The sequence below is a fragment of the Acidovorax temperans genome, from assembly GCF_006716905.1.
GTDB classification, from domain to species: Bacteria; Pseudomonadota; Gammaproteobacteria; order Burkholderiales; family Burkholderiaceae_C; genus Acidovorax; species Acidovorax temperans.
In genome coordinates this window covers 606,685-628,751 of sequence record NZ_VFPV01000001.1, presented here as the reverse complement: position 1 = coordinate 628,751, position 22,067 = coordinate 606,685, and the positions used below count along the sequence as shown (strand labels likewise).

Here is a 22,067-nt window from a genome sequence, read left to right as displayed (position 1 = left end):
GGGCTTTACTTCGCAGCAGCCTGGGCTTGCTGCGTCTTTTTGTAGACCTCCATCACCGTCGCGAAATCACGCTCGAAATTGATGGGCAGCATGGTGTCGTTGCCCGGCAGCAATTGCTTGAGCTTGGGTGAGAAGCTGTAGGCGTAAGAGCATTTCTGCACGCGGTTTTGCACATCGGGCGATGCCGATTTGCCCAGCGTCCAGGTCTCGGTCATGAAGGGGGCGCTTTCCCACAGCGTGCGAATGCTCGAACCCTTCACGTCGCCCTTGAGCACCATGCGCTGGTACAGGTCGCTGGCCACGGCGGCTGCGGGGTAAAAGCCGTGCATCACGCCCGTTACCGAGCGTTCGTGCCCGTTGGAGAAAACCACTTCGTAGTTCTTGTCCGGCACCAGCCCAATGGCCGGGAACAGCGCGCGCGGCGCCAGGTTGCCCGAGTTGGAGGTGGGTGTGGAGTGGGCAATCTTCTTGCCGATCAGGTCCTTGGGTTCCTTGTAGGGGCTGTCCACCCGCGCAATCAGGATCAGGTGGTAAGAGTTGCGCTTGCCCGACGCCTTGTTGCCCGGCACAGCGAACGGCGTGGGCTGGCCTGCGGCCACCAGTTGCGGCACCAATCCGGGGTTGACCTGGGCCAGTTGCACCTTGCCCGACGTGATGCCATCGATCAGCTCTTTCTCGCCCAGCAGGTCGATGTTGGAGCTGCGCTCCAGCGATTCCCCATGCTGGTTCTGCAAGTCCAGGTTGCCGCAGCGTGCCAGGTGGTTGAAGTAGTCGCCCCACAGCAGCATGGTCTCGGCCCGCGCATATGTCTTGGGCATGGCCACCACGAGCTTTTCGCGGGGGCTGCTGGCAAAGTTGGGGGCCGGGCTGGCGGCTGCAGCGCGCGCCTGGGCGGCTGCGTTGTTGTTCTGTGCCACGGCAGTGCCTAGCACCGCGCCAGCGCCTGCCAAAAGCACCACCCAGCGTGCATTACGTCGCATGTCGTTCCTTCCTTGAAGATGTGAGAACAGGTCCAAGACCCGGGCAGGAGCAGAGCATCTGCTGCACAGCCTTCGATAGACCGCCTGCACCCATCACCGCGCCCTGGGGCGGGATACGTGCAGAAGAGCCCAAACCAGCAAAGTATGCAGGGAAATTGTTGCAAAAACGTCAACTTTGTGACGTTTCAATGACGCAGGAGCGACATCGCCACGCTGGCCCACGGTGCAGGCGGTGCCTTTGAACAGAGGTTCAGCGCTTCTTTTTCTTGTGGCTGGGGTGTGGGGCCACCTTGGCCGGGGCGCCCAGGGCAGCGCGGGCCAGGGTGTCGGCGGCGCTGTTGCGGTGGCGCGGAATCCACTGCCACTGCACGCTGTCAAAGCGCGCCAGCCAGGCGCGTGCGCTGTCAAACAGCTCGGCCAGCCGGGTAATCGGGGCAGCGGGGCGCTGGCCTGGTTGCGGCGGCCGCAATTGTTCGAGGAGAAGGCTGCTGTCGCTGCGCACGGCAATCGCGCGTGCGCCCAGGGCGTGGGCTTGTTGCAGTGCGGCCATCAAGGCGCGCAGCTCGGCTTCGTTGTTGCAGCCCACCAGGCTGCTGGTGTGCGACAGGGTGTGCTGCTGCCCATCGGGAGCCAGCAGCGTAGCGCCCAGGCCCATGCGGCCAGGGTTGGGAATGGCGCTGCCATCGCAGTGGATGACCCACAGCCCCGGCGGCGCGGGCTGCGCCACGGGCAAAGCGGCGGTACGGGTCATGCAGGCGTGAAGGCGGCAGCGCCGGGCGGGGTCAGCGGTAAAACGCCTCGACCGTGCCCTTGAGCTTGATCAGCAGGGGCTGGCCCTTGCGGTCCACCGTCTTGCCGGCGGGCACTTTGACCCAGCCTTCGCTGACGCAGTATTCCTGCACGTCAAAACGTTCCTTGCCATTGAAGCGGATGCCAATGTCGTGCTCGAACACGGCGGCGTTGTGGTGCGGGCTGCGCGGGTCGGACGAGAGGTGGTCGGGCAGGGCGGGTGCAGAGGTTGCGTCGGTCATGAGAGCCTGGGGCAGAAGAAATGCTAAGGGCCGAGATTCTCGCGGATTTACCCACCCGTTGGGCCCTTGGGGCTGCTGGCCCGGGGCGAGTGTGCTTGGGTGTGAGCGATGTTTTTTATCAAAATGCCCTGTAGCGCCCGCCATTAGCAGGCCGTTGAAAAATCCCCCGCCGACGCTGGCGTCGGCCAGTACGATCTGAAGCCATCGGCGAACAACCCAGACGAGGACGATGAGAGGCAACCAAGACTTCCAGGGGGCGATGTTCAGCTACATCAGCCTTGAAGAGCGCGTGCCGCAGACACACCCGCTGCGCAAACTGCGCGCCGCAGTCGATGCGCTGCTGGCGACGATGAACCGCGAGTTCGACGCGGTGTACGCCCGCCGGGGCCGCCCCTCGGTGCCGCCGGAGATGCTGCTCAAGGCCCTGCTGCTGCAGATCCTGTTCTCCATCCGCAGCGAGCGCCAGTTGGTCGAAGCGGTCAACTACAACCTGCTGTACCGCTGGTTCGTGGGCCTGAACATCGAGGACAAGGTCTGGGACCACTCCACCTTCAGCGCCAACCGCGAGCGGCTCTTCAACGAAGACTTGGCCCGCGCCTTCTTCGAGCGGGTCAAGCACACCGCCGATTGGGCGAAGTTGACCAGCGACGAACACTTCAGCGTGGACGGCACGCTGATCGAGGCCTGGGCCTCGCACAAAAGTTTCAAGCGCCGGGACGACGACCAAACCCCGACTGAGGGGCGCAATCCCGAGGTGGACTTCAAAGGACAGCAGCGCTGCAACGACACCCACGCCAGTACCACGGACCCCGATGCCCGGCTGTTCAAGAAGAGCGCGGGCGACAAGGCTCGCCTGTGCCACATGGCGCACATCCTCATGGAAAACCGCAACGGTCTGATCGTGGACGTGGAGATCACCCATGCCAGCGGCACCGCCGAGCGCGAGGCGGCGCTCGCGATGCTTGGGCGCCGGGACAACAAGAACAAGCGGGCTACGGTCGGGGCCGACAAGGGCTACGACAGCAAGGCCTTCATCAAGGGCTGCCGAAAGCTCAAGGTCACGCCGCACGTGGCGGCCAAGGACAAGCACTCGGCGGTGGATGCCCGGATCACCCGACACGAGGGCTACAAGACCAGTCAGAAGGTGCGCAAGCGCATTGAGGAGGCCTTTGGCTGGATCAAGACCGTGGGTGGTCTGGCCAAGACCAAGCTCATCGGTCAGGCCAAGCTCACGGGTCAGGCGCTGCTGTGCTTTGCCACCTACAACCTGGTGCGCATGGGCAGCATCGGCGGCTGGTGGGACGCGCATCATGCGTGAGCCCGGGGATACGTGCGCCCGAAATGGGCGAGATGGCCTGCAAACAGGCCAGATTGGCCGGTGCAATCGCTGCGCAGACGCGTCTGGGCCACTCGTTTCTTCGAAAACAGCGTCCCTGATGCGTTCGATGCCCACTTTTTCAACGGCCTGTTAAAGCGCTGGAAGCTATTTATTTTGTAGCAAGCAGCGCAGGCACTGCCTAGCCTAGCCGAGGCCGCCGCGCCACCATCCATTCATACAGCGATTGCGCCGCGATCGACAGGCTCTGGTCGCGACGCCGCACCAGATAAATCTGCCTTTGCAAACCTGGCAACTGCAGCGGGCGGGTGACCACCCCCGGCTGCTGGAAGTGGAACAGCGTGAGCGCTGGCACCACGCTGATGCCCAGGCCCGCGCGCACCATGCCGGTCACCGTGGCCAGTTGCTCCACCTCCATCAGCGTGCGCATGGCCTGCGGGCGAAAGGCCGCCTCCAGGTACTGGCGCACGCTGCTGTGGCGTGCCAGGTGGATGAACGGGTAGCCCGCCAAGTCGGCCACCGCCAGCGGCTTTCTGCGCCGCGCCAGCGGGTGGGCGTCGGGGCACACCAGGTGAAAGCCATCGCTGCAAAACGGCTCGGCCTGCAGTGCGGGTGTGTCGGCGCGGATGGCGGCCAGGGCAAAGTCGGCCGCGCCGCTGGCCACGCGGTCAATGCAGGGCTCCGACAGCACATCGGCAATGTCCACCGCAATGCCGGGGTGGGCTTGCTGGTAGCTGGCCAGCACCTGCGGCAGCCAGCCCGCTGCCAGCGATGGCAGCAGCGCCACGCCCACGCGGCCGCGCTGCAGCGTCACGGCATCGCGCAGGGCCGGCACGGCGGCGCGCATCTCGGCACGAATGCGGTGGGCCGATTCGAGAAAGTTCACCCCCTCGGGCGTCAAATCCACATGCCGCGTGCTCCGGTCAAACAGGCGCGCGCCCAGCGCGTCTTCCAGCGCCTTGATCAGCGCGCTGAACGCGGGCTGCGACAAATGGCACTGCATGGCCGCGCGCGTAAAGCTGCGGTGCTCGGCCAGCGCCACAAACGCATCGAGCTGGCGGGTGGAAAGGGCGGGGTTTTCATTCATTTGAATCGCAGATGGATTGATTGCAACAATCGATTTCACAGAATAGCGCAGCCTGCGTACATTGCGCCGCAGGAGACAGCGACTGATGTCACAACACATTCCCCACCTGCGCATTGGCTGCGCGGCAGGCTTTTCGGGCGACCGCACCGATGCCGCTGCGCCCGTGGTGCAGGCCCTGATTGCCAGCGGCCAGCCTGCCGTGCTGATTTTTGAAACCCTGGCCGAGCGCACCCTGGCGCTGGCCCAACTGGCCCGCCGCACCCAGCCCGATGCAGGCTATGAGCCGCTGCTGGTGGATTTGCTGCAGCCCGTGCTGGCCGACTGCCTGGCGCATGGCGTGCGCATCGTCAGCAACTTTGGCGCGGCCAACCCTGCGGACGCGTCAAGGCGCATTCACCAACTGGCGGCTGCGCTGGGCCTGCGCGCCCCGCGCATAGCGGTGGTGCAGGGCGACGACCTGAGCGGCCCCCATCACCGGGCGCTGCTGGAGCGTGCCCTGGGCCCCGCCATGCCCACCGAGCCCATCGTCAGCGCCAACGCCTACATCGGCGCGCAGGCCATTGCCGATGCGCTGCGCGCCGGGGCCGACATCGTGGTCTGCGGCCGCGTGGCCGACCCATCGCTGGTGCTGGGCCCGGCCATGGCGCACTACGGCTGGGCGGCCGACGACTGGAACCGCCTGGCCCGCGCCACCATGGCGGGCCATTTGCTCGAATGCGGCGCGCAAGTCACCGGCGGCTACTTTGCCGACCCCGGCTACAAAGATGTGCCCGGCCTGGCCACGCTGGGCTACCCCATTGCCGAGATCGACCCCGACGGCCACTGCACCATCACCAAGCCCGCAGGCACCGGCGGCTGCATCAACGAGCGCACGGTGAAAGAGCAGCTGCTGTACGAGCTGCACGACCCCGCTGCCTACCTGACCCCTGATGTGGTGGCCGACATCACCACCGCCCAGGTGCTGCCCGTGGGGCCCGATGCGGTGCGGCTGGAAGGCGTGCGCGGCCATCCGCAGCCGCCCACGCTCAAGGTGAATGTGTGCTTTGAATCTGGCTGGTTTGCCGAAGGCGAAATCTCTTACGCAGGCCCCCGCGCCGAGGCCCGCGCCCGCCTGGCAGGCCAGGTGCTGCGCGAGCGGCTGCAGGGCCTGGGCCCCGTGCGCGTGGATTTGATTGGCGTGACCAGCGTGCTGGGCGACGACGCCAGCACCTGGCTGGATGCGCCTGCTGCGGGCCTGGACGAAGCCCGCGATGTGCGCCTGCGCGTGGCCCTGCAGCACCGTGACCACGCCAGCGCCCAGCGCCTGGTGCGCGAGGTGACGGCGCTCTACACCTGCGGCCCCGCAGGCGGCGGTGGCGTGCGCACCGCCATGCGCCCGCGCCTGGGCACCGTGTCGTGCCTGGTGCCGCGCAGTGCCGTGGTCACCGGCTATCAAATGTGGAACGAAGGAGGCATGCAATGACCGACACGCGCAATGCCGAGGCTGCCCCCATGCTCACCGTTCCTCTTTACCGATTGGCCCACAGCCGCACGGGTGACAAGGGCAACCGCTCCAACCTCAGCGTCATCGCCTGGCACCCCGCGCTGTGGGATGTGCTGGTGCAGCAAGTGACCGAAGAGGTCGTGGCCCGCCACTTTGCTGCCCGCCAGCCTAGCCGTGTCGCCCGCTACCTGCTGCCCCAGCTGCACGCCATGAACCTGGTGCTGGACGACGTGCTGGACGGCGGCGTGAACGACGCCCTCAACCTCGACAGCCACGGCAAGACGCTGAGCTACTGGCTGCTGTCCCTGCCCGTGCAGGTGCCTGCCGCGCTGGCCGACTATCTGGCTGGACCAACTCCATGATCGCCCCCGTTTTCGTTTGACATGACCCATAGAACAGAAGGAGACAACATGCCCGCTAACCGCTTTGCCTTGACCCGACGCCACGCACTGACTGCCGCCGCCGGTGCCCTGATGGCCTTGTCCATCACCGCGCCCGCCGCTGCACAAACCTTTCCGGCCAAGCCCATCACCTTTGTGGTGCCGTTTGCCGCAGGCAGCGCCACCGACCAGCTGGCCCGTGCCATCGGCCAGTCCATCACCAACGACACCAAGCAGGCCGTGGTGGTGGACAACAAGGCCGGTGCCAGCGGCATGATTGCCGCCGCCGCCGTGGCCAAGGCCGCGCCCGATGGTTACACCATTCTTATCACCACCAACACCACGCACGCCGCCAACGAGCACCTGTACAAAAAGCTCTCGTATGACCCGGTGAAGGACTTTGCCCCCATCACCGGCCTGGGCAAGGGCGGACAGGTGCTGGTGGTCAACCCCGCATCGCCGCACAAGAGCGTGGGCGACCTGGTGGTCTTTGCCAAGAAGAACCCCGGCAAGCTGACCTTTGGCAGCGGCAGTGCCTCCAGCCGCGTGGCGGGCGAGATGTTCAAGCAGCTTGCGGGCGTGGACATCCTTCATGTGCCGTACAAGAGCAACCCGTTTGCCATCACCGACTTGCTGGCCGGGCAGATTGACTTGATGATCACCGACACCTCCACCGGCGTACCCCAGGTCAAGGCTGGCAAGCTGCGTGCTCTGGGCTACTCCACGCAAAAACGCAGCACCCAGCTGCCTGACGTGCCCACCATCGACGAAGCCGGGGTGAAGGGCTACGACATGGGCTACTGGTTTGCCGCATATGCCCCCGCAGGCACACCCGCACCCGTGGTTGCACGCCTGAACGAACTGCTTGGCGCAGCCACCCAAAGTGCTGGTGCAAAGACCTTCTTTGACAACGCAGGCTCTGAAGCATGGCGCACCAGCCCGGACGAGCTGGCCAAGTTCCAGGCCGCTGAAACGGTGAAGTGGGGCAAGGTGATCAAGGCTGCGGGCATCGAGCCCGAATAAACGCAAGGCCGTACCGGTCTGCCATCGACGGGGCACAACAGCCCCCACATCCAGCAAAAAAAGTTGCACGGTTGCGCAGTGCAGGGCGCAGCTATGCCCAGACCAACAACGACAGGAGACAACAATGCGATCACTTTTCACCCGCGGCCTGATCGGTTGCGCCACCCTGGCCGTGCTCGGCGGCTGCGGTGGCTCCGGCGGCGACGCCCCGACCACACCGGTGGCCACCCCCAAGAGCTGTGAGCCAGCGGCGCTGGCTCCAGTGCAGCTGACCGGCGCCACCGTCACCGGCGCCAGTGCGGTGGCTGCTGGCAGCTACACCCCGACGGGCAGCAGGACGGCCATTACCAACCTGCCGGCGTTCTGCCGCATCACCGGCCAGGCCACCCCCAGCAGCGACTCGCTCGTCAATTTCGAGGTTTGGGTGCCCGAAGGCGCAGCCTGGAATGGAAAGATGGTGGTCACTGGCAACGGAGGCTACAGCCCGGCGCTCAGCACCGGCGACATGGCCTACGCGATGCGTCAGGGCTACGCGGTGGTGGGGGGCGACACCGGCCACCAATCCACAGACCCCAACGAGATGTTCTGGGGGGTGGGACATCCCGAGAAAATTCGGGACTGGGGATCGCGCTCCATCCACGCCATCACGGCGCCCTCGCGTGCACTGGTCGAGGGCCTCAAGGCCCAGCCGCCCAGCCGCTCTTACTACTATGGCTGTTCGACTGGTGGCCACCAGGCCTATGTCCAGATGCAGCGCTTTCCGCAGGACTTTGACGGAGTGATTGCTGGCGCGCCGGGCAACAACCGCACCCGGCTGAACGTGGAGTTCCTGCACCGCTACCTGTCCAACCGCGTGCAGAGCACCAGCGGCCCGGTGATCCTGACATCCGCCAAGGCCAACCTCATCACCCAGCGCGCCGTGACTGCCTGCGACGCTCTCGATGGCGTGACTGACGGCGTCCTGGAGAACCCCCTGGACTGCACCAGCGACAAGTTCAACGTGGCGAGCCTGCAGTGCACAGGCGCCGATGCCGCCGACTGCCTGACAGCCGACCAAGTCGCCGTGGCCCAAAAGATTTATGCCGGCCCGAGAAATCCACGCACCGGTGCGCAGATCTACCCCGGCTACCCGGTGGGCAGTGAGTCTGGCTGGCCCGGCTACTGGGGTGGTGCCGAGCCCGTGCGCGCCGACTACTGGCGGCTGTGGGTGTTCGAAAACCCGCGGTGGGACTGGTGGACCTTCGACTTCGACCGCGACCTGATGTTCGCAGATGCCAAGATCAGCCCGCTCGTGGACCATAACAGCGCCGACCTGTCGGCTTTCAAGGCGGCTGGTGCCAAGGCCATCGTGTTCCAGGGCTGGCAGGACGCAGTGGTCAACCCGGTTGACACCATCGCCTACGCCGAGCGCGTGGCCGCCGCACAGGGCAGCCAGGCCGAGCGCGACAAGTTCTACCGCCTGTTCCTGGTCCCTGGCATGGGCCATTGCAGCGGCGGGGCGGGTGCCACGACCTTTGGCAACAGCGGCGGCCAGGCCCCCAACCCCAACGCTGACAACGACTTGCTGATGGCGCTGGACCGGTGGGTGGAGCAGGGGCAAGCGCCCACGCACATCGTGGCGTCGCGCGTGAGTGCGGGCAACGTCGTTCGCACGCGGCCGCTGTGTCCGCACCCGCAGACCGCCGTCTACAAAGGTGCAGGCAGCACCGACGAGGCTGCCAGCTTCATCTGCCAATGACCGCACCAACAGGAGACAAGCCATGAAGACCCTCTGGACACCCGCGGCCCTGGTGGCCGCCACCTTGCTCGCCGCCTGCGGCGGCAGTGACACCAGCAATCCCCCTGCCGCAACACCACAGCTCCGGCTCAGCATCACCGCCACCGAAGCCTTCCCCGGCACCTACGGCGACGTGGGCGAGTACGAGCGGCTGACCGGCACGGTCAGCGGCGAGGTGGACCCCAAGGACCCCAAGAACGCCGTCATCCAGGACCTGGCGCTTGCACCCACCAATGCCAACGGCATGGTCGAGTACAAGGCCGACTTCGTCATGCTCAAGCCCAAGAACATGGCCAAGGCCAGCGGTGTGCTGCGCTACGACGCTCCCAATCGCGGCAACATCCTCACCATGCTCAACCCCACGGCCACACCCAGCGATGCGGTGTACCTGGAGCGGGGCTACGTGATGCTGTATTCGGCCTGGCAGGGCGATGTGCCCAAGAGCACCGCCGCGCGCCTCACGGTGACCGTGCCCGTGGCCAAGAACAAGGATGGCAGCAGCATCACCGGCCCCTACCGCGCCGAGCTGGTGCCCACGGCCGCCAGCCCTGCCATGACGCTGCCCGGCGGCGTTTTTAACGGCACGATGATTCCCTACGAGCCTGCGAGCCTGGACAACACCCAGCCCGGCTACTCACTCACCCGCCGCGCCAACGAGACCGATGCGCGCGTGCCCGTGCCTGCCAGCGACTGGAAGTTCGCCACCTGCGACACCGGCACCAACGCCTTCCCCGGTACGCCCAGCGCCACCAGCGTGTGCCTGAAGGGCGGGTTCGACCCGGCGTATCTGTATGAGCTGGTCTACGTCGCCAAAGACCCCAAGGTGATGGGCGTGGGCCTGGCTGCGCTGCGCGACACGGTGAGCTTCTTCCGGAGCAAGGCGGCCGATTCGAATGGCACGCCGAACCCCGTGGCTGGTCGTATCACCCACACGCTGGGGCAGGGCACCTCGCAGTCGGGCAACGCGATGAAGACCTTCCTGCACCTGGGCTTCAACCAGGCACTGGATGGTGGCAAGGTGTTTGACGGCATGTACGCCCACGTGGCGGCGCGCCAGACCAACATCAACACCCGCTTTGCAGTGCCCGGTGGCGGCGGTGGCCTGCGCACCGACCACACCGCCTTCGGCCAGACGGCACCGCGCGGGCTGGATAAGGACTACATGGACGACATCAGCGGCCGCCAGGGCGGCGTGATGAAGCGCTGCGCCACCACCAACACCTGCCCCAAGTTCTTTCTGGGCCTGTCGGGCACCGAGTTCTGGCAGCTGCAAGGCTCACCGGTGCTGACGGACGCTAACGGCACCAAGGACCTGGCCCAGCCCGACAACGCCCGCATCTACTACTACGCCAGCACCCAGCACGGCGGGGCAGGAGGCACCGCCAGCATTGCCTATGCGCCCACGCGCTCCACGTACCCCACGGGCACGGTGGTGCACTTCAACGATACCTTCCGCGCACTGTTCCTGAACCTGGAAGACTGGGTGGTGCGCGGCACGCTGCCGCCCGCCAGCCAGGTGCCCAAGCTGGCGGACGGAACGCTGGTGCGGCCCGAGGCGCTGGCCTTCCCGGCCATGAAGGGGCTGACCTGGGCGGTGGGCGGCGTGCAGACGGCGATCCCGGACTTCAGCTACCGGGGCCTGTACAACAACTTCCCGCTGTTCGACTTTGGCCCGCAGTACATCCCGCAGGACGAAGCAGGCATCGCCACCGTGCTGCCCCCGCGCAACCTGGGCCGCGACTACGCCATCCTGGTGCCGCAGGTCGATGCCAGCACAGGCCTCACCCGCTCTGGTATCCGCAGCGTGGAGGCGCGTGCACCACTGGGCACCAGCATCGAGTTCAACTATGTGGCCACGCCTGGCATTACCGATCTGGCCAACCTCACGGGCAGCTTCATTCCCTTCCACAAGACGCGTGCCGCGCGGCTGGCGGCGGGCGATGCACGGCCATCGCTGGAGGAGCTGTATGGCACGCAGGAAGGCTATGTGGCTGCCGTGACCCAGGCCGCACAAGAGCTGGTCGCCCAGCGCCTGCTGCTGCAGCGTGATGCTGATGCGCAGATTGCGCGGGCGAAGGCGACGGCTGTTTTGCCCTGAACATTTCGTGCGAGGGCATGCATTCAGGCGGGGGCTGTGCGGTCCTCGGTCTGGATGTTGTGGATATGAGTAAAAAGTGGCTCCTGCGCTTGATATTCAAGCGCAGGCAGCTATCAAAACTGCAGCAATTCAGATTTTTTCAGCAGGCGGCTACCACGCCACTCCTTCAAACCGCTGCACCAAAAAGTCCAGCAGCGCCCGCACCGCTGGTGACAGGTGCCTGCGCGAGGGGTACAGCGCATAGATCGTCATCACCGGCAGATCCCAGCCAGGCAGCACCGCCTGCAACTCGCCACTGCGCAGGTACGGGTTCACGAGGTAGGTGGGCTGCAGCGCAATGCCGCCACCCGCCAGGGCCGCGCGCATCAGCGTCGTGGCCTCGTTGGCGCTGAAGGGGCTCGTTACGCTCACGCGCTCCACCACATCGCCCCGTGAAAGCTGCCACACGCTTTTGCCAAAGTTGGCGTAGCTCAGGCAGCGGTGCCGGGCCAGGTCGGCGGGCTGCTGCGGGGTGCCATGGGCGGCTAAGTAGGCGGGCGATGCGACCAGCACCGAATCGCACTGCGCCAGCGGGCGGCCAATCAGCATCGGGTCCGGATCGGCGCTGATGCGGATGGCCAGGTCAATGCGCCGCTCCACCAGGTTCAATGAGCCTTCGCTCGCGTCCAGGTCGATCTTGAGCTGCGGGTGCCGGGCCAGAAAGTCCGCAATCGCTGCGCCCAGCTGGGCATAGGCAAACGACACGCTGCACGTCAGCCGCAGCTGGCCGCGCAGCTCGCCCTCGGCGGTGGTGGCGGTTTCTTCTTCCAGGTCTGTGGTCAGTGCCAGCATCTGCTGGCAGCGGCGCAGGGCCAGCTCGCCCGCATCGGTCAGCGTCACGCTGCATCAGGCTGGACGAGGGAGCGCAGTTGCAATGCAGTGGTGGGTATGGTGGCGGTGGTGGTCATGCATGCCTTTCGAGAAGAACGAGGGCGCGCCTTGCCTTGTGCAGCGCGGCCCGGTGTGGAGTCATTAGAGCGTGCATGTGCCGCGAACACCGTCGAGCAGGTGCCTTGCGGCGGCCATCGGGGGTGAGTGCAGCTGAGCGCGCAGGCGCTGGCTTGGTCTACCGCGCCACCAGCCGCACCACCATCGGCCGGTGGTCCGAGCCCAGGTCCGGCCCCGTGTGTGCCTCCACCAGTTGCCACCCCGGCGAGGCCAGCACATGGTCTAGCTACCAAAAGGAGGCCCCCCGGCTCTGCCGGGGAGGCAGTAGAAGTTTGACTTTTCAGGAGGTTGTCCACCGTAGAGACTTTCAATCGTGAGCCGCCAAGCAAACGAAAGGAAGAAACACGATGGACAAGTATGAAAGTTTGAGTCACACGGCCTGGGATTGCAAATATCACGTGGTCTTCATCCCCAAGTGTCGAAGGCGAACGCTGTACAAGCAGCTACGCGAACACCTGGGTGAGGTATTCAGAAAGTTGGCCGCGCAAAAGGAATGCAGGGTTGAAGAGGGGCATCTGATGCCCGATCACGTGCACATGATGCTGTCGATCCCACCGAAGTACTCGGTGTCGCAGGTGGTGGGCTTTATCAAAGGCAAGAGCGCAATCCACCTTGCGCGGGTGTACGGAGAGCGAAAGCGCAACTTCGTGGGTCAGCACTTCTGGGCGCGAGGGTACTTCGTCTCGACGGTGGGACGCGACGAAGCGGTGATACGGGAGTACATCCGAAACCAGGAGAAGGAAGACGAGAGGTTGGACCAACTCGGTCTATGGAGGTGAGTAGCCACCGATAGGTGGCCCCAAGAATGAGGGGCCGCGTTAGCGACCCCTTACAGCCGCTTTGAGCGGCTCACATCCCGAATGCCCCCGGCTTTGCCGGGGGATGGTTACCGGCAGCACCGACAGCCAGCCCCAGGCATTGGGCCAGGTGGGCACCCCAGGGCCTGCGCGGCGCATCTGAGCTTGCTCGGCCCCCCAAAGGCCGCGTGCCCAGGGCGTGGTGTTGAGGTCGCCTGCCATCACACCCAGCCCGCCTGATTGGGACAGGCGCAGCGCCTCGTCCCGCAACGCGTGGTCACGCGCCTGGGCATATGCGCTGCTCAGCGGCGGCATGGGGTGCAGCGCGCTCAGGTGCACTGGCTGGCCTTGCCACAGCAGCGTAGCGTGCAGGCGCAAGGTGTCGTAATCGGTGCGGGGCTGCAGCGCCCGCGCATCAGCCAGCGGGTGGCGCGAAAGAATTGCCAAGCCAAAGGGGTCGGGCTGGGGCACAGCCAGCCGGTGTGGGTAGCGCGCCGCAATGGCTGTGTCATCGTCCAGTGCACGCTGGGCCAGTTCGGTGAATTCCTGCAAAAACACCACATCCGGCGCATCGGCAGATGCCAGCCATTGCCGCAGCGGCGTGAAGTCGGTGGTGTCCAGATTCAAGTTGGCGGTGCCTACCTTCAGCACCTTCGCGTTGGAGATGTCAGGCTCGGCTGCTGGGGGCAGGGTAGCGGGCTGCCAAACGAATGACCCCGCCACCACCAGCGCGGGCACAGCCAGCCGCCATGCACTGCGCCGCAACATCCACGCCGCCAGGCCCATCGCCACAGCGCCCAACGTGGCATAGACCCACTGCCAATGCGCTGCCAGCTCCACCAGCCACTGCAGCCAAGGCACATGGTTTGTGGGCAGCGTGCGCGACAAGGGCGCTGTCAGCCCACCCAATGCGCACAGCCACACCAGCCACCGGGCTCTGATGGCGAAGAACTGAGAAACGGAGGAGCGGCTTGGCATGGTGGGGGAACGGGATTTGTGGCTGTCGCGCTATGCCCGGCTTCGGGTGGCATGCGGCGCAGTGCCGGAGTATGCGTGCTGGGCGCGAGACAAGGCCGCATCGTATTTGGTGGTGCTGACGCTGGATGAGGCTGTGCTGTTCCAGGCGAGGCTCAACGATGTGCGGATGTTGTATGTGGGGTTTGCGTTTCGGGGGGAGGTGGCGTACGGGTGTTCGGGAGGAAAGACTGTTTTCGGCTATGAGCAACCGGCGAGCATGTTTGTCAGGCAGGCAGCTTCAGGCTGAACGGAGGTATCCGGTGATGGCTGCGTCCAATCGTTGCGAAGCCCGTTTGCGGTCATTCAGTCAGTCTCCGCAGCAGTGAACTTTGGCATCAAACGGGGGGCAGGTTCATGATCTGTCCAGACCACGAGGGCCGAGTGCAACGAGCCATGCGACAGCCGCGCAGAAAGTCGCCTCGGACATCTTTTATTGAAACACGCACACGCCCGATGACTGACTTTTGGCCCGGTACATGGCGGCGTCTGCAGCGCGCAGGTAGTCGTCCACCGTCGCCAGCCTGGATGCACTGCTGACCAATCCAATACTCGCGCCACTGATCACGGTGTGTTCGCCGACCACATAAGGCGCTGCGAGGGCGGCGGCAATCTGCTCTGCGCGTTGGCTGGCTTCCGCGGGGTCAATGGACTCCAGCAGCACATTGAACTCGTCGCCGCTCATGCGGGCGACCAGATCCACCGACCGCACGCAGGATTCGAGCCGCCGCGCCACCTGTTGCAAAAGCTGGTCGCCCACATGGTGCCCGTAGGTGTCATTGACGGCCTTGAACCCATTGAGGTCCAGCAGCAGCACGGCGAACATCGTGGTTTCGCCGCGTGTCGGCCTACCATCATCGTTCACCGCCTCGTTTTGCTGTAGCGCGATGAGTTGCGCAAGGCGATCGCGGAACAACGGCCGTCCCGGCAAGTTGGTCAGCGCATCGTAGGAACTGCCACGCTCGGCCAGATCGCTGAGCGACCCCGCCATGCGCACCGCAACGCCGTTTTCAAACTCGGCGAGCCCGCGCCAGTTGACCCACACCAGCCGCCCATCTCCGTGGAACGCCCGGAAATCCACCGAAAAATTCGGGCTGTTCCCCGCCAGGTGTCTGCGGTAGGCCGCCTGCACGCGAGCACGATCCTCGGGATCGATGAACTGCTCCAGAAAGCGCCAGCCACCGCTATGCACCAGATCGAAGCTGCCCAGCCCGACGATCTGGTAAAAACGCCCTGACACATGCAGGGCGTCCGTGCGCAAGTCCCAGTACCAGATGCCGTCGTTGGACCCACGCGTGGCCAGCGAATAGCGGTTTTCGGAGCGCAACAACTCCAGCTCGGTGTTCTTCTGCTGGGTCACGTCGATCATCAGGCCGATCATGCGGTTCGGCCGCCCCGGCTCGACCACCGCGCGGCACAGATCGCGCACCCACACGACCTTGCCCGACTTGGCAATGAGCCGGTAGCTCATCTCGTAGGCATGGCTGTGCGTGGCGTTATAGGCCGCATCGTCGATGCGCAGGGCCTCCTCCAGATCATCGGGATGCACATGCGCCCGCCAGAAGCCCGGGTCGGCCCGCCACTCCTCGACGGAGTAGCCGAACAAGCGTTCGACCTGTGGGCTCAGAAAGGTGTTGCCCACGCCGATTTCAGCTTCCCATACCACGCCGTCAATGGTTTCCAGCAAGCGCAAAAAGCGCTGGCGCACCTCCACCAGCACCTGCTCGGTGACCTCGGTGATCTCGATCAGGACACCCTGGCGGCTGATCACCCGCTACGCTGCGTCTGTCTCAGGGTGGGGTTGCAGGCGCACCCAGCGATAGTCCGCGTCGGCAAAGCGCAAGCGGAACACTGGCATGCCTGAACGCAGGGTGCCGATGTCATCGGGGTGTACGAACTCCAGCAAAGACCTGCCGAGCGCCGCCGCCACCGGATGGCCGGTGAGCTTGTACCACGCGGGATTCAGATAAGTGATCTCCCACAGCGCATCGGTCTGCACCACCGCCTCGGGCAGCAGTTGCAGCAGTTTTGCGGACGGCGGGGAAGTGGTAAGCATGCAGGGCGGTCGCAAAAGGGGAAGTCAGGTGAAGCCAACGGATAGGAAAACCACCCGCTCCAGATCAAGTGTGGCAGGGGTTTGGGGTGGGTTCGTGCCATACCCCACTGACGAGTCGTTACTCGATTGGTTGGTCACGATCGAAGCACTTGCTCAGCCCGTCGAAGGTGAATGACTGCAGTCAACATGGAGCGACTGCTTTTCCTTGGGCACCACCGAGCGCTACGAGTCGAAACCGTCAGTCTAATTTACTGAGTAGTGGTCGCTGCGGGGTAGCAGTTGGGTTGCGGAACGATCTGGCAGCAGCAACTTCTCCAACCGCCACTCGGGCCGGGGAAAGTCGAAGCGCCCAACAGCCGCTTCGCTGCATTCAGCGCGAGTATCAGCGAAACCGGCAACTGACTCCGGGCGCTGCGAAGCGGCTCTATCCCTGAACGCTGTAGGTTGGCGGTTCTGGCCCCTGACCCGCTCAAGTCGCGCTGCACACCGCGTTACCCATGTTCCACAGCAGTTCAGGGTTTGCCCTAATCATTGAATAACGTACTAGTTCGTACATTTCATGCACTTCCCATCAACCAAGGCATTTATCTGAGCCGGATGTGCATGACTTCCAATCTTCCAGGCCAGCCGCAGCGGCTGGCGCCAGCCGCTGCCACTCCCGCTAAGCCGCATGGGCCCGCCGGGCTGGCGGCGGGGTGGGGCTGCGCAGTGGCGCTGGCTGCTGCACTGGCATGGGTACTGCGCGGAGTGCACACCGCATGATCTCGGGAACCACGCAACTGATTGCCCATCTCGGCTACCCCACGGAGTCGTTCAAGGCACCGATGATCTACAACCCCTGGTTTGAAAAGCGGGGGATCGACGCGGTGGTGGTGCCCATGGGCGTGAAGCCCGGTGACTACGCTGGCACGCTGGCGGCGCTTGCGCGTGTGACCAACCTCAGGGGCGCCTTGGTGACCATGCCGCACAAGGTCACCACCTTGTCGCTGGCCGATGAAATCACGCCCACCGCCCGCATTGCCGGGGCCTGCAACGCGCTGCTGCTGCGGCCCGATGGCACCTGGCTGGGCGACCAGTTTGATGGCGCCGGCTTTGTGCGCGGCCTGCTGCGCAAGGGGCGCACGTTGCGTGGGGCGCGGGTGATCGTGTCGGGTGCGGGCGGCGTGGGCTCGGCCATTGCGGCATCGCTGGCCGCAGAGGGCGTGGCCCACATTAGCCTGTTTGATACCAACACGGCCAGCGCCGAAGGCCTGGCCGAGCGCCTGCGCGCCCACTACCCGCAGCTGGTGGTGCAGACGGGCTCCAACGACCCTGCCGGTTTTGACGTGGTGGTGAACGCCACGCCGCTGGGCATGAAAGAGGGCGACCCGCTGCCCTTTGATGTGGCGCGCATCGACGCTGGTGCCATGGTGGGCGAGGTGGTGATGAAGACCGAATACACGCCCCTGCTGCAAGCCGCGCTGGCCAAGGGCTGCGGCGTGCAGGTGGGTACCGACATGCTGTTCGAGATGATTCCGGCTTACCTGGAATTCTTTGGCTACGGCACCGCCACGGCCGATGAGCTGCGCGCTGTGGCGCAAATCAAGTACTGACGCTGCCGCCCGCAGGGCGGGCGCGCTGCCCGGCCCTTGGCTTTTCTGAACCATTGATTGCTGAGACACGAGGTGTACCCATGCGCCGATCCATTGCCACCGTCTCTTTGAGCGGAACCCTGCGCCAGAAGCTCGAAGCCATTGCCGCTGCGCGCTTCGATGGCATTGAGCTGTTTGAGCCCGACTTCATCAGCTTCACCGGCAGCGCCCGCGAGCTGCGCCAGCAAGCCGCTGACCTGGGCCTGGGCATTGACCTGTACCAGCCGTTTCGCGACTTTGAAGGCATGCCCGACGAGCTGTTTCGCCGCAGCCTGTACCGCGCCGAACGCAAGTTCGATGTGATGCAGGAGCTGGGCTGCCCGCTGATGCTGGTGTGCTCCAACACCTCGCCCGCATCGCTGGGCGATGCCGAGCGGGCGGCGGCGCAGCTGCACGAGCTGGCCGAGCGCGCCAGCCGCCGCAACCTGCGCATTGGCTACGAGGCCCTGGCCTGGGGCAAGTGGGTCAACCTCTACAAGCAGGCGTGGAACATTGTCGAGAAGGCCGACCACCCGCACCTGGGGCTGATTCTGGACAGCTTTCACACCCTGTCGCTGCGCGACGACCCGACGGGCATTGCCGACATTCCCGGCGACCGCATCTTCTTTGTGCAGATGGCCGATGCGCCGCTGCTGGCCATGGACGTGATCCAGTGGGCGCGTCACCACCGCAACTTTCCCGGCCAGGGGCAGCTGGATGTGGTGACGTTTTTTGAGCAGGCGCTGCTGGCGGGCTACACCGGCAACCTGTCGCTCGAAATCTTCAACGACGTGTTCCGCGAAACGCCCAACCGCCGCACGGCGCTGGACGCCATGCGCTCGCTGCTGTTTCTGGAGAGCGAATGCAAGAACCGGCTGACGGCCCGCACGCAGGCCGCATCTGCCGAGGCCCGCGCCCCTGCCGCCACCCGCGCCTTGCAGCGGCTGGACTTGGCCGCGCCGCCCGCTGCGCAGCCGCTGGGTGGCTTCAGCTTCATCGAATTTGGTGTGGACGAGGCCACGGGCCAGGCCCTGGCCAGCACCTTCACCGCCCTGGGCTTTGCGCACACGGGCCGCCACCGCAGCAAGGCGGTGGATTTGTATTGCCAGGGCGACATCCAGTTCGTCATCAACACCCAGCCGGGGTCGGAGGCTCGCCAGCGCTTTGACGAGCTGGGCCCCTCGGTGTGTGCCATGGGCCTGGTCGCGCCCGACCCGGTGCAGGCCGCCAACCGCGCAGCAGCCCTGCTGTCGGCCCGGCACACCAGCCCGCTGGGGCCGAACGAGCTGCAGCTGCCCGCCATCATCTCGCCCGGCGGCGCGGTGGTGCACTTTGTGCACGCGGGCTCCACGCTGGATGCTGACTTTGTGGCGCCCGTGCCGCGCGCGCCGGTGCCGCAGGCAGGCGGCCTCACGCATGTGGACCACATGGCGCTGGCGCTGGCGCACGACCAGCTCGACACCTGGACGCTGTTTGCCCAGTCCATCCTGGGCCTGAGCGCGGGCGAGAGTCTGGAGCTGGCCGACCCGTTTGGGCTGGTGCGCAGCTGTGCGCTGAGCAACGCGCAGCGCAGCCTGCGCATGGTGCTCAATGTCTCCAAAAGCCAGCGCACGCGCACGGCGCAGCAGGTGCGGGCCACTGGCCGATCGGGCGGCGGCGTGCACCACATCGCGCTGGCCACGCAGGATATTTTTGCCACGGTGCAGACCTTGCAGGCCCGGGGCGTGAAGTGGCTGCCCATCAGCCCCAACTATTACGAAGACCTGCTGGCCCGCCTGGATCTGGATGAAGGCCTGGTGCGCCGCATGCAGGCGCTGAACATCGTGGCCGATGTGTCGCCCGGCGGCGGGCGCTTTTTGCACGCCTACACCGAGCCCTTTGCCGACCGCTTCTTCTTTGAAGTGGTGCAGCGCGAGGGCGGCTACGACGGCTATGGCGCCGTGAATGCCGCCGTGCGCATGGCCGCGCAAGAGAACGCGCACCAGCGCGCTGGTGCGGGGCCGTGAGAGGGATGCCCGTGGGCCTATTGCTAGGGCGGGAACATGGATAAAAACGGCACTGGCGCTTGCTGCATAAGCGCTAGCAGCTATTGATTTGATAGTGCTAGTGCCTGGAGTCAAGCCGCAGCCCTGACGCATGACGCCAGGCCCTGCGCGGCTGAGCACCCCTGCCATACCCTTTGGTGTAAGCCCCGCACCCGGCATGCAGCGCGCTGCGGGCTTAAAGTGCGGGGTGTTGCAGGCCTTGCGCCGCGTTTTTGATCCCCACACCAAGACCCATGATCGATTCTTTACGCACCCGGCTGCGCCCCCTGGCGCTGTGGGGCGCCGCCCTGGCTTGTAGTGCTGCAGCCGCGGCGCCCAGTCCCGCTGATCCTGTTCCTGCCACCTCTGCAGCCCCTGCGGCCCCTGCCGCCACCGTGCCCGCTGGCATGGCATCGCGCGTGCTGGCCTGCACCACCTGCCACGGCAAGGAAGGCCGCGCCACGGCCGAGGGTTACTTCCCCCGCATTGCGGGCAAGCCTGCGGGTTACCTGCACAACCAGTTGCTCAACTTTCGGGATGGGCGGCGCAGCTACCCGCAAATGGGTTACCTCATCGAGCACCTGACGGATGACTACCTGCGCGAAATGGCCGTGCACTTCGCCGCGCTCGACCTGCCTTACCCGCCTCCGCCCGCCCCGCAGGGCACCCCCGCGCAACTGGAGCAGGGCCGCGCCTTGGTGCAGCAGGGCGATGCTGCGCGCAAGATTCCGGCATGCGTGCAATGCCACGGCGCAGCCATGACGGGGGTGGCGCCGTCCATTCCCGGTCTGCTGGGCCTGCCGCGTGATTACCTCAACAGCCAGCTCGGCGCCTGGAAGACCGGCCAGCGCAAGGCCCACGCGCCCGACTGCATGGCCGACGTGGCCCGCCAGCTCACGCCCGAAGATGTGAGCGCCGTGTCTGCCTGGCTGGCCGCGCAGCCTGTGCCTGGCAACGGCAAGCCGGTGGCCAGCCTGCCGGGCCCCATGCCCGCACGCTGCGGCGGCGTGCCTGAAGGAGGCCGCCCATGAACCCGCAACGCTTTGTGCGGCTGGTATCGGGCGCGATGGCCGCCCTGGGCATCAGCGCCGCCGCCATCGTGGCCCTGAACCTGCGCGGCGAGGACCCCTTGCCCAGCGCCGAAACCTTGAAGCCCACCCCCGCTCTGGTGGCGCAGGGCGAATACCTGACCCGCGTGGGCAACTGCATGGCCTGCCACACGGTGCAGGGCGGCGCGCCGTTTGCGGGCGGGCGCGGCATTGAAACGCCATTTGGCGTGGTCTACAGCTCCAACCTCACACCCGACAAAGCCACCGGCCTGGGCGCGTGGACGTCGGCTGAGTTCTGGCGCGCCATGCACAACGGCCGTGGCAAGGAAGGGCGGCTGCTGTACCCCGCCTTTCCGTACACCAGCTACACCCACGTCACGCGCGAAGACTCCGACGCCATCTTCGCCTACCTGCAAAGCTTGCCGCCGGTGGCGCAGGCCAACAAGGCGCATGCGCTGCGCTTTCCATACAGCACCCAGGCGGCGCTGGGTGTGTGGCGGGCCTTGTTCTTCACCCCGGCAGACGCGGCCCAGCCAGCCGCGCTGCCACCGCAGGCACTGGCCGCAGCGCAGGTGCCTGACTACCAGCGCGGCGCCTCCTTGGTGAACGGGCTGGGCCACTGTGCCGCTTGCCACACCCCCCGCAACAGCTTGGGGGCCGAGCAGCAAGGGCAGGCCTTGGCGGGCGGGCTGATCCCCGTGCAGAACTGGCTGGCCCCGGCGCTGACCGACGCTGGCCAGGCCGGCGTGCAGCGCTGGCCGCAGGCCGATGTGGTGGCCTTGCTCAAGACAGGCGTGGCCCCGCAGGCTTCCGTCATCGGCCCCATGGCCGAGGTGGTGTTCCGCAGCACGCAGTACCTGAGCGACGCCGACGCCCGCGCCATGGCCGTCTATTTGCAGGCGCTGCCCCAGCATGCAGCCACCCCCGCCAAGCAGGCCGTGGCCCCCGCGTCGGTCATGGAGCGCGGCGCCAAGGTGTACGAGGCGCAATGCGCCCAGTGCCACGGCGCGCAAGGGCAGGGCGCCAAGGACGAGGCCGGGCAACCCGCCTTCCCGCCGCTGGCGGGCAACCGCGCCGTAGTGCTGGCTGACCCGACCAACCTGGTGCGCGTGGTGCTGCAGGGTGGCTATTTGCCAGCCACCGCAGGCAACCCGCGCCCGCATGGCATGCCGCCCTTCCAGCACCTGCTGGGCGATGAAGACGTGGCAGCCGTGGCCACTTTTGTGAGGAATAGCTGGGGCCACCAGGCAGCGGGTGTGGGTACCATCGAGGTTTACCGCGCCCGCGAGCGGCGCAGCCCCTGACACCGTTGTTGCCCTGGCCCGCCTGATTGGC

At 65.9% G+C, this 22,067-nt stretch carries 21 protein-coding genes; 13 read left to right on the top strand and 8 right to left on the bottom strand.

Annotated features, from left to right (window positions below):
• Positions 1-5: 5 nt before the first annotated feature.
• The 3 genes from BDD18_RS03120 to BDD18_RS03110 all read right to left on the bottom strand — a co-directional run bounded on the left by BDD18_RS03120 (position 6) and on the right by BDD18_RS03110 (position 2,011).
• Positions 6-980: a PhnD/SsuA/transferrin family substrate-binding protein gene (locus BDD18_RS03120; protein ID WP_142081331.1), complete on the bottom strand. Its 975-nt coding sequence runs from the start codon at positions 978-980 to the stop codon at positions 6-8.
• A 250-nt stretch (positions 981-1,230) separates the two neighbouring features.
• Positions 1,231-1,731: a ribonuclease HI family protein gene (locus BDD18_RS03115; RefSeq protein ID WP_142081329.1), complete on the bottom strand. Its 501-nt coding sequence runs from the start codon at positions 1,729-1,731 to the stop codon at positions 1,231-1,233.
• Positions 1,732-1,762: 31 nt separating this feature from the next.
• Positions 1,763-2,011 carry a DUF3297 family protein gene (locus tag BDD18_RS03110; protein ID WP_066698259.1) on the bottom strand — a complete coding sequence of 83 codons (249 nt, stop codon included), beginning with the start codon at positions 2,009-2,011 and terminating at the stop codon, positions 1,763-1,765.
• 229 nt (positions 2,012-2,240) lie between these two features.
• On the opposite strand from BDD18_RS03110, the gene BDD18_RS03105 reads away from it, so the two are divergent.
• Positions 2,241-3,329, top strand: coding sequence for an IS5 family transposase (locus BDD18_RS03105; RefSeq protein WP_142081327.1), 1,089 nt, complete (start codon positions 2,241-2,243; stop codon positions 3,327-3,329).
• A 199-nt stretch (positions 3,330-3,528) separates the two neighbouring features.
• On the opposite strand, the gene BDD18_RS03095 is transcribed toward BDD18_RS03105, so the two are convergent.
• Positions 3,529-4,434: a LysR family transcriptional regulator gene (locus BDD18_RS03095; RefSeq protein ID WP_142081324.1), complete on the bottom strand. Its 906-nt coding sequence runs from the start codon at positions 4,432-4,434 to the stop codon at positions 3,529-3,531.
• Positions 4,435-4,519: 85 nt separating this feature from the next.
• Here BDD18_RS03095 and BDD18_RS03090 point away from each other — a divergent pair, with 85 nt between their 5' ends.
• The 5 genes from BDD18_RS03090 to BDD18_RS03070 all read left to right on the top strand — a co-directional run bounded on the left by BDD18_RS03090 (position 4,520) and on the right by BDD18_RS03070 (position 11,195).
• A complete protein-coding gene (locus tag BDD18_RS03090) occupies positions 4,520-5,896 on the top strand; it encodes an acyclic terpene utilization AtuA family protein (protein WP_142081322.1) in 1,377 nt (458 codons plus the stop codon).
• Positions 5,893-6,279, top strand: a complete 387-nt coding sequence (locus BDD18_RS03085) for an AtuA-related protein (RefSeq protein WP_066698252.1) — start codon at positions 5,893-5,895, stop codon at positions 6,277-6,279. The genes BDD18_RS03090 and BDD18_RS03085 overlap by 4 nt, the downstream gene beginning before the upstream one ends.
• A 48-nt stretch (positions 6,280-6,327) precedes the next feature.
• Positions 6,328-7,320: a Bug family tripartite tricarboxylate transporter substrate binding protein gene (locus BDD18_RS03080; protein ID WP_066698244.1), complete on the top strand. Its 993-nt coding sequence runs from the start codon at positions 6,328-6,330 to the stop codon at positions 7,318-7,320.
• A gap of 124 nt (positions 7,321-7,444) precedes the next feature.
• Positions 7,445-9,058, top strand: coding sequence for a tannase/feruloyl esterase family alpha/beta hydrolase (locus BDD18_RS03075; RefSeq protein ID WP_066698241.1), 1,614 nt, complete (start codon positions 7,445-7,447; stop codon positions 9,056-9,058).
• A 22-nt stretch (positions 9,059-9,080) separates the two neighbouring features.
• The gene (locus tag BDD18_RS03070) at positions 9,081-11,195 is read left to right on the top strand and encodes an alpha/beta hydrolase domain-containing protein (RefSeq protein ID WP_066698230.1); all 2,115 of its coding nucleotides are present in this window, start codon (positions 9,081-9,083) and stop codon (positions 11,193-11,195) included.
• A 150-nt stretch (positions 11,196-11,345) separates the two neighbouring features.
• On the opposite strand, the gene BDD18_RS03065 is transcribed toward BDD18_RS03070, so the two are convergent.
• Positions 11,346-12,074: a substrate binding domain-containing protein gene (locus BDD18_RS03065; RefSeq protein ID WP_142081320.1), complete on the bottom strand. Its 729-nt coding sequence runs from the start codon at positions 12,072-12,074 to the stop codon at positions 11,346-11,348.
• A gap of 455 nt (positions 12,075-12,529) precedes the next feature.
• Here BDD18_RS03065 and tnpA point away from each other — a divergent pair, with 455 nt between their 5' ends.
• Positions 12,530-12,961 (top strand): IS200/IS605 family transposase, encoded by a 432-nt coding sequence (gene tnpA / locus BDD18_RS03055; RefSeq protein WP_026437438.1) that lies wholly within the window; start codon positions 12,530-12,532, stop codon positions 12,959-12,961.
• Positions 12,962-13,000: 39 nt separating this feature from the next.
• On the opposite strand, the gene BDD18_RS03050 is transcribed toward tnpA, so the two are convergent.
• Entirely contained in the window at positions 13,001-13,957 is a 957-nt protein-coding gene (locus BDD18_RS03050; RefSeq protein WP_142081318.1) for an endonuclease/exonuclease/phosphatase family protein, read from the bottom strand.
• Here BDD18_RS03050 and BDD18_RS03045 point away from each other — a divergent pair.
• Complete coding sequence (locus tag BDD18_RS03045) at positions 13,956-14,243, top strand: hypothetical protein (protein ID WP_142081316.1); 288 nt, start codon at positions 13,956-13,958, stop codon at positions 14,241-14,243. The two genes, BDD18_RS03050 and BDD18_RS03045, sit on opposite strands and share 2 nt — an antisense overlap.
• A gap of 183 nt (positions 14,244-14,426) precedes the next feature.
• Here BDD18_RS03045 and BDD18_RS03040 read toward each other — a convergent pair whose 3' ends face one another.
• Together BDD18_RS03040 and BDD18_RS22380 are read right to left on the bottom strand one after the other, a co-directional pair.
• Positions 14,427-15,764 (bottom strand): sensor domain-containing diguanylate cyclase, encoded by a 1,338-nt coding sequence (locus BDD18_RS03040; RefSeq protein WP_244938970.1) that lies wholly within the window; start codon positions 15,762-15,764, stop codon positions 14,427-14,429.
• 3 nt (positions 15,765-15,767) lie between these two features.
• Positions 15,768-16,049 carry a PAS domain-containing protein gene (locus BDD18_RS22380; protein WP_242638369.1) on the bottom strand — a complete coding sequence of 94 codons (282 nt, stop codon included), beginning with the start codon at positions 16,047-16,049 and terminating at the stop codon, positions 15,768-15,770.
• A gap of 603 nt (positions 16,050-16,652) precedes the next feature.
• Between BDD18_RS22380 and BDD18_RS22030 the strand changes: the two genes are divergently transcribed.
• From BDD18_RS22030 to BDD18_RS03020, 5 genes are all read left to right on the top strand, one after another.
• On the top strand, positions 16,653-16,811 hold the full coding sequence (locus BDD18_RS22030) for a hypothetical protein (RefSeq protein ID WP_170207369.1): 159 nt from the start codon (positions 16,653-16,655) through the stop codon (positions 16,809-16,811).
• Positions 16,808-17,641 (top strand): shikimate dehydrogenase family protein, encoded by an 834-nt coding sequence (locus BDD18_RS03035; protein WP_142081314.1) that lies wholly within the window; start codon positions 16,808-16,810, stop codon positions 17,639-17,641. Before BDD18_RS22030 ends, BDD18_RS03035 begins: the two co-directional genes overlap by 4 nt.
• 80 nt (positions 17,642-17,721) lie before the next feature.
• Positions 17,722-19,665, top strand: coding sequence for a bifunctional sugar phosphate isomerase/epimerase/4-hydroxyphenylpyruvate dioxygenase family protein (locus tag BDD18_RS03030; protein ID WP_142081312.1), 1,944 nt, complete (start codon positions 17,722-17,724; stop codon positions 19,663-19,665).
• A gap of 272 nt (positions 19,666-19,937) precedes the next feature.
• Complete coding sequence (locus BDD18_RS03025) at positions 19,938-20,714, top strand: c-type cytochrome (protein ID WP_142081310.1); 777 nt, start codon at positions 19,938-19,940, stop codon at positions 20,712-20,714.
• Positions 20,711-22,036 (top strand): c-type cytochrome, encoded by a 1,326-nt coding sequence (locus tag BDD18_RS03020; RefSeq protein ID WP_142081308.1) that lies wholly within the window; start codon positions 20,711-20,713, stop codon positions 22,034-22,036. Before BDD18_RS03025 ends, BDD18_RS03020 begins: the two co-directional genes overlap by 4 nt.
• Positions 22,037-22,067 lie beyond the last annotated feature (31 nt).

Coding starts and splice junctions, on each gene's coding strand:
- BDD18_RS03120 (WP_142081331.1), bottom strand. CDS start 980: ATGCGACGTAATGCACGCTGGGTGGTGCTTTTGGCAGGCGCTGGCGCG.
- BDD18_RS03115 (WP_142081329.1), bottom strand. CDS start 1,731: ATGACCCGTACCGCCGCTTTGCCCGTGGCGCAGCCCGCGCCGCCGGGG.
- BDD18_RS03110 (WP_066698259.1), bottom strand. CDS start 2,011: ATGACCGACGCAACCTCTGCACCCGCCCTGCCCGACCACCTCTCGTCC.
- BDD18_RS03105 (WP_142081327.1), top strand. CDS start 2,241: ATGAGAGGCAACCAAGACTTCCAGGGGGCGATGTTCAGCTACATCAGC.
- BDD18_RS03095 (WP_142081324.1), bottom strand. CDS start 4,434: ATGAATGAAAACCCCGCCCTTTCCACCCGCCAGCTCGATGCGTTTGTG.
- BDD18_RS03090 (WP_142081322.1), top strand. CDS start 4,520: ATGTCACAACACATTCCCCACCTGCGCATTGGCTGCGCGGCAGGCTTT.
- BDD18_RS03085 (WP_066698252.1), top strand. CDS start 5,893: ATGACCGACACGCGCAATGCCGAGGCTGCCCCCATGCTCACCGTTCCT.
- BDD18_RS03080 (WP_066698244.1), top strand. CDS start 6,328: ATGCCCGCTAACCGCTTTGCCTTGACCCGACGCCACGCACTGACTGCC.
- BDD18_RS03075 (WP_066698241.1), top strand. CDS start 7,445: ATGCGATCACTTTTCACCCGCGGCCTGATCGGTTGCGCCACCCTGGCC.
- BDD18_RS03070 (WP_066698230.1), top strand. CDS start 9,081: ATGAAGACCCTCTGGACACCCGCGGCCCTGGTGGCCGCCACCTTGCTC.
- tnpA (WP_026437438.1), top strand. CDS start 12,530: ATGGACAAGTATGAAAGTTTGAGTCACACGGCCTGGGATTGCAAATAT.
- BDD18_RS03045 (WP_142081316.1), top strand. CDS start 13,956: ATGGTGGGGGAACGGGATTTGTGGCTGTCGCGCTATGCCCGGCTTCGG.
- BDD18_RS03050 (WP_142081318.1), bottom strand. CDS start 13,957: ATGCCAAGCCGCTCCTCCGTTTCTCAGTTCTTCGCCATCAGAGCCCGG.
- BDD18_RS22380 (WP_242638369.1), bottom strand. CDS start 16,049: ATGCTTACCACTTCCCCGCCGTCCGCAAAACTGCTGCAACTGCTGCCC.
- BDD18_RS22030 (WP_170207369.1), top strand. CDS start 16,653: ATGACTTCCAATCTTCCAGGCCAGCCGCAGCGGCTGGCGCCAGCCGCT.
- BDD18_RS03035 (WP_142081314.1), top strand. CDS start 16,808: ATGATCTCGGGAACCACGCAACTGATTGCCCATCTCGGCTACCCCACG.
- BDD18_RS03030 (WP_142081312.1), top strand. CDS start 17,722: ATGCGCCGATCCATTGCCACCGTCTCTTTGAGCGGAACCCTGCGCCAG.
- BDD18_RS03025 (WP_142081310.1), top strand. CDS start 19,938: ATGATCGATTCTTTACGCACCCGGCTGCGCCCCCTGGCGCTGTGGGGC.
- BDD18_RS03020 (WP_142081308.1), top strand. CDS start 20,711: ATGAACCCGCAACGCTTTGTGCGGCTGGTATCGGGCGCGATGGCCGCC.